Genomic DNA, 14660 nt, shown 5'->3' with positions numbered 1-14660 from the left:
TCCATATTGAAGGTGGGAAGTCGCTATGAAAGTACTCGTCGTTGGTTCCGGTGGTCGTGAACATGCTTTGTGTTGGGCCATTGCCAAGTCATCCAAATTGTCCAAACTTTATTGTGCACCGGGCAATGCAGGTATTGCCGATGTTGCTGAATGTGTGGCCATTGGCGGTGAAGATATCGACGCGCTTGTCACTTTCGCCACAGAGAATGCAATCGATCTTGTGGTTGTTGGTCCCGAAGCGCCTTTGGTTCTCGGCCTTGTTGATAAGCTGGAAAAAGCCGGCATTCGCGCCTTTGGCCCCAGCGCCGCCGCCTCCGTACTGGAAGGATCGAAAGGTTTCATGAAAGACATGTGCGCCAAAGCGGGTGTCCCCACTGCCGCATATGGGCGTTTTACAGATACAGAAGCCGCAAAATCATTCATCCGTGAAAACGGTGCCCCCATCGTTGTCAAAACCGACGGGCTGGCAGCCGGAAAAGGTGTCATCATTTGTCAAACGGTTGATGAGGCTGAAAAAGCCGTTGATGACATGATGGACGATAAAATCTTTGGCGATGCCGGTAACGAAATTGTCGTCGAAGATTTTCTGGAAGGTGAAGAATGCAGTTTCTTTGCCTTGATCGATGGTGAACGTGCTTTGCCTCTCGCCGCCGCTCAGGATCACAAGGCCGCTTATGACGGTGATAAGGGACCCAATACAGGCGGCATGGGCGCCTATTCCCCAACCCCGATTGCAACACCAGAAATTTGCGATAAAATCATGGAAACCGCCATTACGCCCCTGATCAAAACAATGGCAAAAGAAGGCTGCCCTTATAAAGGTGTCCTATTCTGCGGTTTAATGGTCAAAGACGGCGTACCGACGGTTCTGGAATATAATATCCGTTTTGGTGACCCCGAATGTCAGGTCCTTATGATGCGTTGGAAGTCAGATGTGTTAGAAGCTTTGGATGCCGCAGCACAAGGCAAACTGGATGAAATCAAGCTGGACTGGCATGATGAAACCGCGATGGTCGTTGTTATGGCAGCCCAAGGCTATCCGGGGGCTTATGAAAAAGGCACTGAAATCAAAAACATTGATCAGGCCAACACAATCGAAAATGCCTTTGTCTTTCATGCCGGAACCAAAGTCGATGGCGACAAAATACTGGCTACAGGCGGGCGTGTTCTAGGCGTTACGGGGCGGGGTCAAACCGTTCGTGAGGCACAGGCAACAACTTATAAAGCCGTTGATTCAATCAACTGGGAAAAAGGCTTTTGCCGTCGTGACATCGGCTGGCGCGCTGTTGCACGTGAAAATCAAAAATAAATCCATAACCCGAAAATGGTCATTTAGTTAATCTTAATTATCACCATCACAACTTACTGGTTGATTTGTGCGGTTTTTTTTCTTAAATTGCGCGAAAAATAAGTAATGGTTGTCTTTTTGTATTCGAATACTACTTCTTTAGTAGTGGTTTTCATCATAAAGGATGATCATTTAACATAATAATGACGAGTTGCCGATGAAACGCGTACCGCTTTTTAAAAGCGCATGCCTGCTTTTTCTATTGTCTTGCACTGAAATGCACGTAAAAAATGCATTTTCGGCAGATTCTGTCTTTGCGCGCGAAGAAGAACCAATTTTGCCTGTTCCGTTTAAACATGATGTTTCCCTGAAAAAGGCAGCACTTGGCAAACGCTTGTTTCATGAAACCCTTTTATCTGGCGATAATTCAGTAAGCTGTGCCAGTTGTCACGATGTCACACAAGCCGGTGCTGATGGAAACTCTGCTTCAATCGGGATAGAAGGGCAAAAGGGCATGATGAACGCCCCCACCGTCATCAACAGTCGCTTTAACTTTGCACAATTTTGGGATGGCCGCGCCGCTAATCTTCGCGAACAAGCCAAAGGCCCAATAACCAATCCCATTGAAATGGGCGCAACATGGCAAGACGTTATTGCCAAACTAAGCAGCCATCCAGACTACGTACGTGCCTTCAAAGAAGTATACAACAAGGGCATAACAGAAGACACCATTGCAGACGCTATTCAAAACTATGAATACACACTGGTAAGCACAAACTCTCCCTTTGATCAATACCTTCGGGGAGACGACAATGCCATTTCAGAACAAGAAAAACACGGCTACAAACTATTCAAGGAATACGGCTGCATTGCCTGCCATCAGGGTGTCAATGTGGGTGGCAATATGTTTCAGCGTATGGGGACTTTTCTTCCATATTTTAATGAAGCAAATACCGCTCAAACAAAAGATCTTGGTCGTTACAACGTGACGCAAGATACGCGTGATTTATATGTCTTTAAAGTCCCAAGCCTGCGCATGGTTGCCCATACTGCCCCTTATTTCCATGACGGCAGCGTCGCAACATTAGGTGAAGCCATTGACATAATGGCACGCTATCAGCTCGGCTACACCATCTCAAAATCAGATAATCAGGATATTCAGGCTTTTCTAAGCTCACTCAGCGGACGTTTTCCTCATGAGGAAGCACAATGAAACGTTCCAATACCATTGGTCTGTTATTTGTTGTTCTTGGACTTGTCATCGGTACAATTTTTCAGTTTTTCAAATCCGATGCCGATGAAATTGCACATTTGTCACAAACTATGCAACAAGCCTTGCAAGTCAAACAACTGGATACCCAGCTCAACGAACATGCTTTAAAAGCCGCCAGTTTCCGTCTTGTTCATTTTGACCATATTGTACAAACAATTCGCCAGTTATCCGACGTACGTCAATCCTTGCAGCAATCCGTCAAACATTTACCATCACAATTTGCCCAACGATTCACAAAATTAGAAGCCGCAATAGATCGACGTATTGACCAGCTTGAACGCCTTAAAGCCAAAGTCGCCCTTGCCCGCAATTCAAGCAATTTCCTGCTGAAATATCTTGGCATGAACGTTGATAAACAGTCTGGCAAAATCGCTATCGAGTCTCTGCATGCCATGACGGAGTTGCAAGCCTTTCAACTCTTTCCAAATCGCCAGCGCCTAAAAGCAACACAAGATATATTGAATGAACTGAAAGAAAGCCTCGATCAGACACATCCATTCCAGATTGTTGCGCATCATCTGGAACGCAGCTTTGAATTAACACAAGACATTTCAGCTTTACTGAATAATGTGCTCGCAAATGAGAGCCATCAGTCAATGAATGAATTTGTCACTGATCTGTACGCCCTTCAAACAAAACGCCAAAATCTATCCAATGGATATCGTTATATTCTTTTTGGTGTCGCAATTATCATTTTCATTGCTTTGGCTTATATGATTGTCCGTTGGACTCAAGAACGGCAGCGCGCACAAGAAGCCGCCCAATTGTTTGAAGATGCCGTCGACAGCATGTCTGAAGGTTTTGCCTTTTTTGGCCCAAATCAAAAACTTGTCTTCTGGAACTCAACCTTTGCCCGTTTACACAATCCCTTGGAAAATCGCCTTTATAAAGGAATGAGTTGGCAAGAATTTGAAGACACCCAAAAAGAAGTCGGTTTCCTGTTGCAAAGCGAGTTACAAAAAGACGGGAGTACATTAGACCTGACCTGTGATGGGAACTGGATGCTAAGTGCCAATACCCATATGCACCAAGGCGGTTACGCCGTTGTGCGTGTTGATTTAACCGAACAAAAACGTACACAGGATCAATTACAACTGGCGGCAACTGTTTTCCAAACCGCAAGCGAAGCCATGATGGTCACCGACAAAGACGATATCATCCAAATGGTGAACCCGGCCTTCAGTAAAATCACCGGCTATTCTGAACGCGAAGTCCTCGGTCATTCCCCAACCTTGCTAAGCTCCGGTCACCACAATGCCGCTTATTACAAGAAAATGTATCTCGACCTACAAAATACAGGGACATGGCAAGGCGAAATTTGGAACAGACGTAAAAGCGGTGAAATCTATCCGGAATGGCTGTCTATTTCCACGATCTATGATGACGATGGCGAGGTTTTACAACGCGTTTCCCTCTTTACCGATATCACCAGTCGAAAAAAATCGGAAGAACGCATTCATTACCAGGCCAATTACGATTCCTTAACCGATTTACCCAACCGTAACCTGTTCAAAGAACGCCTGAATCATGCCATCAATATGGCACGGCGCAGTAAAGACCGCGTCGCCCTGCTTTTCCTTGATCTGGATAATTTCAAACATATCAACGATACACTCGGGCACCTTTTGGGGGATGAACTGTTGCGCCAGGTGGCGGAACGACTTCGTTCCCTTTTTCGCGAAAGTGATACTATTGCACGTCTCAGTGGGGATGAATTCGTTATTATCATTAACGAAGCCAATTATGACCCGGACTTGCAACACCTGCTAACCCGTCTGCTGGAATGCCTCAGTCTGCCTTATGCTCTGGATGGGAATACGGCTTACACGTCAGTCTCTGTCGGGGCTACTTTCTTCCCTGACGATGCTCAAAGTGGTGATAACCTGCTTAAAAATGCCGATGCCGCCATGTTCAAGGCCAAAGAGATGGGCCGGAACACCTATTCATTCTTCACACCGGAAATGAACAACCGTGCTCAAGAAAGGCACACGTTAGAAGTCGCCCTTCACAAGGCCCTGGATAAAAAACACTTCCTTTTACATTACCAGCCGATTGTCGACCCTCATACTCAAACCGTTGTCTCAACCGAAGCATTGGTTCGCTGGAATGATCCAGAAAAAGGGCTGATCTCACCTGATAAATTTATCCCTGTAGCTGAAGATACCGGCCTGATTGTACCCATGGGCGAATGGATTTTACGTCAAGCCTGCACAGATGCCGCCCATTGGCAAAAAGAAGAAGGTTTTAATATCGGGGTTAGCGTCAACTTATCCTCACGCCAGTTTATGCGTAGCGACATTTATGGACTGGTCAAAGATGTTTTAAAAGAAAGCCAGCTTCCCGCCAGCAAACTGACACTGGAAATCACCGAAAGCCTGTTGGTCGAAGATGAAAACGAGATTTTAAAAACCTTGCGCAAACTGCGTGATCTCGGTGTTCTTTTGTCCATTGATGATTTCGGAACGGGGTATTCATCTCTCAGTTATCTTAAACGTTTCCCGATCACAACTTTAAAAATTGATCGCTCTTTTATCTGCGATATCCTCAGCGACAGTGAAGATTCCGCCCTGACCCAAGCCATTCTTTCAATGGCAAAGAGCATGAACCTAAAAGTCGTGGCCGAAGGTGTGGAAAACGCCGGGCAGGCCGAATATCTAAAAGAGCGCCAATGCGATCTTATCCAAGGTTTTTACTATAGCAAACCTCTTGCACTGGAAGACCTTTTACACTTGTTCAAACAAAAGAAGTTATCGGCTTAGGCCAAAAATGGGACGTAACCAAACACCAACAACCGTCCCAACCATCGCACAAACAAGCCATAACCAAGCATGTAAACTGGTCGAAGCCATACCGGAAAACAAGGCCCCAATATTGCAGCCATAAGCCAAACGGGCACCGTACCCCATCAACAATCCACCGATAAGAGAAGCCGCAAAAGACTTGAATGAAAGATCAAACCGAAAACATAAACGATTGGCAACAAAAGCTGCCGTAAAAGCGCCAACCAAAACCGCTATATTCATGAGCGAGGTCGTATCTGCCCAGATTGAGTTTTCAAGAGCCTGTACTTGAAAAGGGGATGTCCAAAATAAGTTGGTCGTCGCATCCCATCCCACAACCTGCATCAACTTTGCCCCCCACAACGTAAAAGCCCATGTTACCGTCCAAGGATGGTCCGCAACCAACAAAGTTGCCCAGTTCAGAAGAGCCAATACAATCGCACTCAGTAAAAACGGCCACGGACCTGTCATAAAGCTTTTGAAACTCAGTCCGGCTTGCCAGACTCCCGTCTGAGGATAGCCACGCCCTTTTTGCCGAACCCATATAAAAAGAATAACTAAAACACCAATTTGAAAAATGACTGCACCCGGCCATCCCAATAGATGCCCTAATGATTGCGTTCCCCAATCCGGTAACTGTGCCCACCAATGCAGATGTAAAGATCCCAAAAAGGCACCAAGGCAAAAAAACAGGAGCGTCAGGATCATGCGCAAATTACCGCCGCCGATACTAAACAACGTACCCGACGCACACGCCCCGCCAATTTGCATCCCGACGCCAAACAAAAACGATCCCGCCGCCACCTGCACACCAATGGGAGCCCATGCCCCGCCGGCCTGTCCTTGTGCCAAAACCGGAGCAAACAAAATCGTTGCCAGACCAATCATTACGATCTGTGCTAAAATGCCACTGACATCACGGCGCACAAAGGCATTTCGATATGCCGCAGCAAAACCAAACGCCCCAAAATAAAGGGCAGCTCCCAACCCCAAACCAATTGCAAACAATAATGAACGGTTTGCTGAGCCGTCTTGCGCTAAGAACCATAGCCCCAACGTAATTCCGGCCCCCGCGAGTACATAACGGGAGCCGGAAAGAACAGGCTCGGCTTTCGGGTGGGGAGGAGGGAATGAAACCGATGTGTTCATAATCTAAAGTTTAGAACGATGAACCGTTCACAAGCAAATCACATGTCCGTGAAACCAACCTTCCATAAAAAAAGGAAGGTCCGAAACCTTCCTTTTTAATACATCATCCGTAAACGATCCGAGCGGCCTGAGCGAGGTCTTCCTTAATATCCTCAACATCTTCCAAGCCTACAGATAAACGCAACAGACCTTGATTGATCCCCAAGTGCAAGCGTTCCGCCTCGTCCACTTTAGAATGGGTTGTGGTTGCCGGATGAGTAATTTGGGATTTGCTGTCACCCAGATTGTTACAAATTTTAATCAGGTTCAACGCATTTTCAAAGGCAAAGGCCTTGTCCTTACCACCGTCCAGTTCAAACGACAGCATCGGGCCACCTGCGCGCATTTGCTTCATTGCCAGCTTATGCTGGGGATGGGCCTGCAAACCGGGGTAGTTGACTTTAGAAACCCCTTTGAGGTTCTCCAGAAAACGTGCCAGCAAAGTTGCATTTTCGCTATGCTTCATCACCCGGATATCCATTGTTTCCAGACCTTTAAGCTGGGTCCAGGCGTTAAACGGACTCATCGCCGGTCCGGTATTGCGGAAAAACGGCATCATTTCATTTTTCAACAGGTCTTCGTCATTAAACAGAACCGCACCACCCAAGGTCCGGCCCTGACCATCCACATATTTCGTGGTGGAATACACAACAATATCTGCACCGAATTCCATCGGTTTTTGTAAAATCGGTGTCGCGAAGACATTATCGACAATGACACGTGCACCACTGGCATGTGCCAAATCGCACACGGCCTGCATATCAACGATATCCAAAGTCGGGTTACTGGGTGTTTCCAATAAAACAACGCGGGTCGGTTGCTTTAAGGCCTCTTCCCATTGATTTAGGTCGCCGCCATCCACCAGAACGGTTTCAATACCGTAACGCGGCAAGATGTTGTTCAAGATAAAGAGACTGGACCCGAACAAGGCGCGTGAGGCCACCACACGGTCACCCGCCTTCAGTTGCGCCATCAGGGCGGTATTGATCGCCGCCATGCCGGTTGCTGTTGCCAGACAGAATTTCGCCCCTTCGATCATCGCCATTCGTTCCTCGAACATGCCGGTCGTCGGGTTGGCAAATCGGGAATACTGATAGCGTTTGATCTCTTCTTTGAAAGTTGCTTCCTGTTCTTCGGCAGTTTCATAAATATAGCCGGAAGTCAGGAATAAACCTTCGCTGTTTTCATCAAAAGCAGAACGTTGAATACCACCATGCACCAGCTGAGTCGCCGTGCGCCAGGTTTTGTTGCTCATTGCTTTCGTCCTTTACGTAAGGTCAAGTTAGGGGAAAGGCCTTTTACACCGTTGACGAAAGCAGTACAAGAGGCCACATTCTAATATAATTACCCTCTTCTGACGATAAAGGCACCCCATGTCCGATTTTAAAGCCACCGACGATCTTTTCTTTTCCCGCTTCGAACTGGATCAAGCTCAGGTTGAAGCCAGCGTGACCAACGCACTGAACGGGGCTGATGATGGGGAGTTATTTCTCGAGTATCGCCAAAGCGAAGCCCTTGGCTTTGATGATGGTCGCCTGAAAAGTGCCAGTTTCGATACCGCCCAAGGGTTTGGCCTGCGCAGTGTTGCCGGTGAAGCCAGTGGCTATTCCCATGCTTCCAGTCTGGATCAAGACGCGATTAATCGGGCCTGTACAACAGTTCAAGCCGTCCATAGCGGTCATAGCGGCACCATGAGCGAAGCCCCGCAAGGCACCAATAAATCGCTTTATATCGATGACAATCCGATCAATCTTGTGCCGTTTGAAACCAAGGTCAAGTTGCTGGAAGAAATTGATGCGTACTTGCGCAGTAAAGACAGCCGGGTCAAGCAGGCAACTGCCTCCATCGCCGGATCATGGCAAGCGGTGCGCATTATTCGCGCAGATGGCACACAAGCTGCTGATATCCGCCCGATGGTACGGTTGAATGTCTCCGTTGTTGTGGAAAAAGACGGCAAAATGGAAAGTGGTTCGCACGGCTTTGGTGGGCGCACAACGTATGAAGAATTCCTCAAAGCAGGGCGTTGGAAACCAGCTTGTGATGAAGCCTTGCGTCAAGCCCTCGTTAATCTGGACTCTGTTCCCGCACCCGCCGGGGAAATGCCTGTGGTTCTCGGTCCCGGCTGGCCCGGTATTTTGCTGCATGAAGCCATCGGTCATGGATTGGAAGGTGATTTCAACCGCAAACAGACATCCGCCTTCGCAGGCCTGATGGGCCAACGTATCGCCGCCCCCGGTGTGACGGTCGTGGATGACGGCACATTGCCGGATTTGCGCGGTTCCCTGACCATTGATGACGAAGGCACCCCGTCGCAAAACACGGTTTTGATCGAAGACGGCATTCTGACCGGATATATGCAAGACCGCATGAATGCCCGTCTGATGGGCCAAAAACCCACCGGCAATGGTCGTCGTCAATCTTACGCTCATATGCCCCTGCCGCGTATGACCAACACCTATATGCTAGGCGGGGACAAAGACCCGCAAGAAATCATTGCCTCGGTTAAGCGCGGTTTATATGCCGTGAACTTCGGCGGCGGTCAGGTCGATATTACCTCCGGCAAGTTCGTCTTTAGCTGCACCGAAGCCTATATGATTGAAAATGGCAAAATCGGTGCCCCGGTTAAAGGCGCAACCCTGATTGGCAATGGCCCGGACTGCCTGACCAAAGTGAAAATGATCGGTAATGATATGGAAATAGACCCCGGCGTCGGCACCTGCGGCAAAGCCGGACAAGGCGTACCCGTTGGCGTGGGTCAACCCACCCTGTTAATCGACCCGATCACGGTCGGCGGCACAGATATGTAAGGACTTCCCCCCATGAACCTCAGAGGAAAAATTATTGGACTTTACGTTGGTAAGGTCGAAGAAAGGTGGCCGGATAAAGCCCCTTCTGCCATTGCCAAAATCTACACAGACGGACCGCTTGAACTGGATGAAAACGGTTTCCTGCGTGACGAACAGGCCGACCTGAAAGTTCATGGCGGACCAGAAAAAGCCCTTCACCATTATGCCAGCGACCATATGGCGTTCTGGCGAGAACAACATCCAGAACAAGCTGCGCTGTTTGTACCCGGTTGCTTCGGTGAAAATATCGCAACAACGGGACTGACGGAAGATAATCTGTGTCTGGGGGATATCCTCAGTCTGGGAACGGCAAAAGTGCAGGTCTGCCAAGGCCGTCAACCTTGCTGGAAACTGACAAAACATATCGGCATCCGCAACTTCGCCCTACAGTTTCAGCAAACCGCACTGACGGGCTGGTATTATCGTGTTCTGGAAAATGGACAGGTCAAAGTCGGTGATACGATGAATCTTCTGGAACGCCCCTGCCCTGACTGGTCGATCAAACGGCTCATTCAAGCGCGCTTCAATTCCAAAATCGGTGCAGAAATTGCGCAGGAACTCGCCAACCTAGATGTTTTATCAACAAGCTGGCGCAACGCTTTTGAGAAAAAAGCCCAAAAGGGATATGTTGAAGAGACCGCCCCACGTCTAAAGGGGTAACAATACAGCACTCAGACTTCTAACAAAGTATTTTGGATAAATCTCCAATCAAAAACCGTCATCCCGCACTTGATGCGGGATCCATTTCAAATCAATAAGTTAAAGATTACTCATGCAATAAATATGGATCCCCGATCAGGGTCGGGGATGACAGTTTAAGGGCTTTGTCAATAACCTGACTGTTGTTCTTCTTAATCCTCTTTACGAATATGACTAAGGAAAGCTTTGGCCTCTTCGTCAAGATCATCCGACAACTTGTTCAATTGTTTGACTGAACCTGCCAAATCCTGTGAAGACTGTCCGACTTCAATAGCTGCTTCGTTTACATTGGCAATGGTGGAAGAAACCTGACTGGTCCCCGCCGCTGCCTCTTGCGCATTAAGCGAAATTTCCTGTGTTGCAGCCCCTTGTTCTTCAACTGAAACTGCAATTGTCGCCGATATTTCATTAATCTCGCTAATAACACGGGCAACCCCTTCCATTGCCTCTACCGACTCGTCCGTTGCTGACTGGATATTTGCAATTTGATCTGCAATATCCTTCGTTGCACGTGCCGTTTGATTAGCAAGGTTCTTTACTTCACCCGCAACAACAGCAAAGCCTTTACCAGCTTCGCCTGCACGCGCAGACTCGATCGTTGCATTCAACGCCAACAAATTGGTTTGTTCCGCAATGCCACTGATCAACTGGACGACTTCCCCGATTTTATCCACGGCTTCAGCCAGTTTGCGAATTTTATCGTTGGTATCAGCCACCTGATCACGCGCCCCTGTCGCCACTTCGCTGGCATGGGACACCTGACTGGTGATCGAACCAATAGAAGCCGTTAATTCTTCAGCCGCTGCGGCCACGGTTTCTGCATTACGGGTTGCCTGATCAGCCATTTTTGCCACTTCACCTGCCTGATTTTGAGCATCCGAAGATACCGTATTCATACGTTCGGCAGCCACATCCAGATTGCCGGTGAAATTGCCCAAATTATTCGCAATTGTGCCAATTGATTTTTCAAAATCATTTGCCATTTGCTCTGTCTGTTGGCGGCGTTGTTCAATCAACTGAGCTTCGCGTTGTTTTTGTTCTTCTAAATCTTGTTGGCGACGCTCCCGGTTTGTTTTGAAAATCGTAATCGCCTTAACCATTTTACCGATTTCATCTTCGCGTTTGGTTATTGGAATTTCAACGTTGCTGCGCCCTTCGGCAAATTCATTCATAATATTGGTCATATGCGTAATCGGGGTTGCCACCGATTTTGCACTCAGCAAGGCAACAACGGTTAAAATGCTTCCCAATAACAAGGTGAAGACCACCATTGTCATGGCAATTTGATCCCCACGCGCAATAACCGCATCAATGACGGTATCCACTTCCAACACACCGCGTACATCACCCATTTTCCAGTCATCTTTTGGTGTATCGGGGCGGTGGTTATGACAGGTCACACAGGCTTCTGCCGACATAACATCGGCAATGGCAACCCGAACGATTGTTTTTCCGTCTTTTTCTACAGTATTTACAAACTTCAGGTCTTTGTCTTTAGAAATTTTATCCCAGGCTTCTTGTTCAAAAGCATCAAGCTTGCGTTCTGCCCGATTGGGAAAGGGAAAAGCACTGTAAAGGTGCATGGTCGTGTCTTCTTTTGACAACAACTCACTCATATCGTGAATGAAGGTTGCGGGCAGGGGCACGCCATCTGCCATCGTTTTATGATCAAAACTCGGGACAAGACTGCTTTCAGCCAAAACTTTTTGGATAACGTTTTTCGTGTAGTAACCCCGAATCGCTTTAAACTGATTAACCGTTTGTGTGGCTGAATCCACTGCATTTTCAACGGCATTGTCCCGCATCATTCCGGGGACAACAAAAAACATTAAAACAACCGCCAAGATGGCGGCAACGGGCACAGGAAGAACAATCTTCCACAAGATACTTCTAGAAATCCAACCCACAATCAGCTCCTCTTCAAGACATCTTCCCCCCACTGTTACAGCGGAAATGCCTATTTGATTAAATAGGTAGGAACTGGGCGATGACTTATCAATTACAGATTAATTACATCTTACATATGTTAAACATTAAGATGTAATTAATCTTGTAATCCAAAGCTATAATAAGGGGATTAACTTTGGTTAATTTTATCCCAACGAATTTCTTCGCGTGCGATCGATTCTTCCATAATATGACGATAAATGGATTCTGCCATATCCGGGTCCATTGCATTTTCTTCAGCAAAATGGCGCACACGTTCCACAATATATTCGATACGCGAGGGGATACGGACATCCCCGCGCGTTTCTTTAAATTGTGCAGCCTGAAGCACATAGCCAATCCGTTCTGCAAGCAAACCGACGATGATTTCGTCCAAGCGATCAATATTGTCGCGTACGTCTTGCAAAGAATGACAGGTAACGGCTTTGGGCATTTTAATCTCTTAGGCTATTCAAATTAATAAGCGTGATCTTTAAAGACCTGATCAATATCACCTTTCCAGCGGGTTTCAAACTCTTTGAGCATAATTTCCGCCTGCGTTTGACCGGATTCCGCGATTGTGTAAAGCGGTTCAAGAAACTTACTTTCATCCTGACCCTGACTATTGACTACACCGCGACGTTTCAAACCGCCTTGAGCTATATCAAGCACATCCATCGCGATATCACCAATGGTTTGCCCCTTAAATTCAGTATTTAAGGCCGTATAAGGCACACGTTCGCGCAGATATTCATTATCGGCCAGTGACCAGTCTTTCACCAGTTGTTCTGCTTCATCCAGTGCCTGATCATCATACAGAAGACCAACCCAAAATGCGGGTAGCGCACACAGACGATTCCACGGCCCGCCATCAGCACCACGCATTTCCAAAAACTTTTTCAAACGGACTTCCGGGAAAGCCGTTGTCAAATGATCTTCCCAATCCTGAATGGTGGCACGTTCCCCCGGCAAGGCTGGCAATTTTCCTGCCATAAAATCTTTAAACGACTGACCGGATGCATCAATATATTTACCGTCACGGTAGACAAAATACATCGGCACATTCAGCATATAATCCACATAAGATTCAAAACCGAAACCGTCTTCAAAAACAAACGGTAAGGTTCCACAACGATCCGGGTCCGTATCCGTCCAAATGTGGGACCGGAAAGACAGCAGGCCATTGGGTTTACCATTGCGAAACGGTGAATTTGCCCAAAGCGCTGTGGCAATCGGCTGCAAGGCAATAGATGTGCGGAACTTACGCACCATGTCTGTTTCAGAAGCAAAATCCAGATTAACCTGCACCGTACAGGTCGCCTTCATCATATCCAGACCAAGCGTGCCTTTTTTAGGCATATATTCGCGCATGATCTTGTAACGCCCTTTTGGCATCCACGGAATATCGTCTACCGACCATTTGGGCTGGTAACCCAATCCCAGAAAACTAACATCCAGTTCGGCGGCTACTTTTTTTGCCTGTTCCAAATGCGTCCCGACTTCTTTGCAGGTTTGGTGAATATTTTCCAGTGGTGCACCGGACAATTCAACCTGCCCCCCCGGTTCAAGCGTCACTGATGATCCGTCATTACCTTTCAAAGCAATGATATTGCCTGCCTCATATACAGGTTCCCATTCCGGGAACTGGGACATATTTTCCAACAGGGCACGAACCGATTTTTCACCCTCATAAGGCAATGTCTTCAGTGATTTTGTGCAAAAGGCGAATTTTTCATGTTCCGTTCCGATCCGCCAATCGGATTTTGGTTTACAGCCGCTGGCAAGATAATCCACCAATTGTTGTTTATTTTCGACGACAACGGATTTGTTACCCATTTTCAGGTGTCCTTATCAAACTTCTTTTTTATCTTTCCCGAAGTGGCGTTTGCCAATCTCCGAGGACGGATTGCCAACAACTAAGCGCTGCCAAGGCAGCCGTATCGGCGCGTAAAATACGGGGTCCAATACTTAGCGGCGTAACAAACGGCAGTTTCAGCAAAAGGTCAAGTTCGGATGGATCAAAACCACCTTCCGGCCCCACTAAAATAGCAGCCGGTTCCTGTGAATCCGCATTCTGTAAGCCAAGATTGATTGCCGGTGCCCCACCCTGTTCGTTCAACACGAAAAGCCTGCGTTCCTGCGGCCAATCTTTTATTAGCTGCGCCAAAGATACGGCTTCTTTTATATCGGGAATGTTAAGTCGTTCACATTGCTCGGATGCTTCGATCACTTGTGCGTGAAGTCGCTCTGTATTGATGCGCGATGTGATCGTGCGCTGCGTTATGACAGGGACGAGTGCAGCGACTCCCAACTCGGTTGCTTTTTCAACGATAAAATCCATACGTTGTTTTTTTATCGGCGCAAACACAAGCCAAAGATCAGGACAACCATCCTGATCCCGTGTTTTATCTTCGATTTCGATCAAACATTTTTTCTTACGCGCAGAAACAATCTTTGCCTGCCATTCCCCATCACAGCCATTAAAAACGGCGATGCGGTCTTCGACCTGCAATCGCATGACATTATTCACGTAATGGGCCTGGTCTTCGCGTAAATCCAGCTGATTGCTGGTCGCAAGACCTCCATCGATAAATAAACGGATAAGGTTCGCCATCTTTTCCCAAAAAAGCCAAGCGGCCCACAGACATCTCCGTGAGCCG

At 47.5% G+C, this 14660-nt stretch carries 11 protein-coding genes; 5 read left to right on the top strand and 6 right to left on the bottom strand.

Annotation, left to right across the window (positions count from 1 at the left end):
* The first annotated feature begins 25 nt into the window (after positions 1 to 25).
* The 3 genes from purD to ACI0FF_RS02025 all read left to right on the top strand — a co-directional run bounded on the left by purD (position 26) and on the right by ACI0FF_RS02025 (position 5320).
* Positions 26 to 1309 (top strand): phosphoribosylamine--glycine ligase, encoded by a 1284-nt coding sequence (gene purD, locus ACI0FF_RS02035; protein ID WP_419798492.1) that lies wholly within the window; start codon positions 26 to 28, stop codon positions 1307 to 1309.
* A gap of 196 nt (positions 1310 to 1505) precedes the next feature.
* Complete coding sequence (locus tag ACI0FF_RS02030) at positions 1506 to 2501, top strand: cytochrome-c peroxidase (RefSeq protein ID WP_419798491.1); 996 nt, start codon at positions 1506 to 1508, stop codon at positions 2499 to 2501.
* A complete protein-coding gene (locus tag ACI0FF_RS02025; RefSeq protein ID WP_419798490.1) occupies positions 2498 to 5320 on the top strand; it encodes an EAL domain-containing protein in 2823 nt (940 codons plus the stop codon). Before ACI0FF_RS02030 ends, ACI0FF_RS02025 begins: the two co-directional genes overlap by 4 nt.
* Here the strand turns inward: ACI0FF_RS02025 and ACI0FF_RS02020 are convergent.
* A complete protein-coding gene (locus ACI0FF_RS02020) occupies positions 5309 to 6490 on the bottom strand; it encodes a YeeE/YedE family protein (RefSeq protein WP_419798489.1) in 1182 nt (393 codons plus the stop codon). The two genes, ACI0FF_RS02025 and ACI0FF_RS02020, sit on opposite strands and share 12 nt — an antisense overlap.
* A gap of 103 nt (positions 6491 to 6593) precedes the next feature.
* On the bottom strand, positions 6594 to 7784 hold the full coding sequence (gene metZ / locus ACI0FF_RS02015; protein ID WP_419798488.1) for an O-succinylhomoserine sulfhydrylase: 1191 nt from the start codon (positions 7782 to 7784) through the stop codon (positions 6594 to 6596).
* A gap of 118 nt (positions 7785 to 7902) precedes the next feature.
* Here metZ and tldD point away from each other — a divergent pair, with 118 nt between their 5' ends.
* Both tldD and ACI0FF_RS02005 read left to right on the top strand, forming a co-directional pair.
* Complete coding sequence (tldD, locus tag ACI0FF_RS02010; RefSeq protein ID WP_419798487.1) at positions 7903 to 9336, top strand: metalloprotease TldD; 1434 nt, start codon at positions 7903 to 7905, stop codon at positions 9334 to 9336.
* Positions 9337 to 9348: 12 nt separating this feature from the next.
* Complete coding sequence (locus tag ACI0FF_RS02005; protein WP_419798486.1) at positions 9349 to 10035, top strand: MOSC domain-containing protein; 687 nt, start codon at positions 9349 to 9351, stop codon at positions 10033 to 10035.
* A 191-nt stretch (positions 10036 to 10226) separates the two neighbouring features.
* Here the strand turns inward: ACI0FF_RS02005 and ACI0FF_RS02000 are convergent, their stop codons facing one another.
* From ACI0FF_RS02000 to ACI0FF_RS01985, 4 genes are all read right to left on the bottom strand, one after another.
* The gene (locus ACI0FF_RS02000) at positions 10227 to 11981 is read right to left on the bottom strand and encodes a methyl-accepting chemotaxis protein (RefSeq protein WP_419798485.1); all 1755 of its coding nucleotides are present in this window, start codon (positions 11979 to 11981) and stop codon (positions 10227 to 10229) included.
* Positions 11982 to 12151: 170 nt separating this feature from the next.
* The gene (locus tag ACI0FF_RS01995) at positions 12152 to 12454 is read right to left on the bottom strand and encodes a chorismate mutase (protein ID WP_417819657.1); all 303 of its coding nucleotides are present in this window, start codon (positions 12452 to 12454) and stop codon (positions 12152 to 12154) included.
* A 23-nt stretch (positions 12455 to 12477) separates the two neighbouring features.
* The gene (locus ACI0FF_RS01990) at positions 12478 to 13836 is read right to left on the bottom strand and encodes a glutamate--cysteine ligase (RefSeq protein ID WP_419798484.1); all 1359 of its coding nucleotides are present in this window, start codon (positions 13834 to 13836) and stop codon (positions 12478 to 12480) included.
* Between the two features lie 28 nt (positions 13837 to 13864).
* On the bottom strand, positions 13865 to 14614 hold the full coding sequence (locus tag ACI0FF_RS01985; protein ID WP_419798483.1) for a 16S rRNA (uracil(1498)-N(3))-methyltransferase: 750 nt from the start codon (positions 14612 to 14614) through the stop codon (positions 13865 to 13867).
* Positions 14615 to 14660: the final 46 nt, after the last annotated feature.

This window comes from Terasakiella sp. 4MB5A (assembly GCF_050058155.1).
Lineage (GTDB): Bacteria > Pseudomonadota > Alphaproteobacteria > Rhodospirillales > Terasakiellaceae > Terasakiella > Terasakiella halodenitrificans.
Note: the sequence above shows the minus strand (reverse complement) of the source record. Positions and strands in the feature narration are given on the sequence as shown.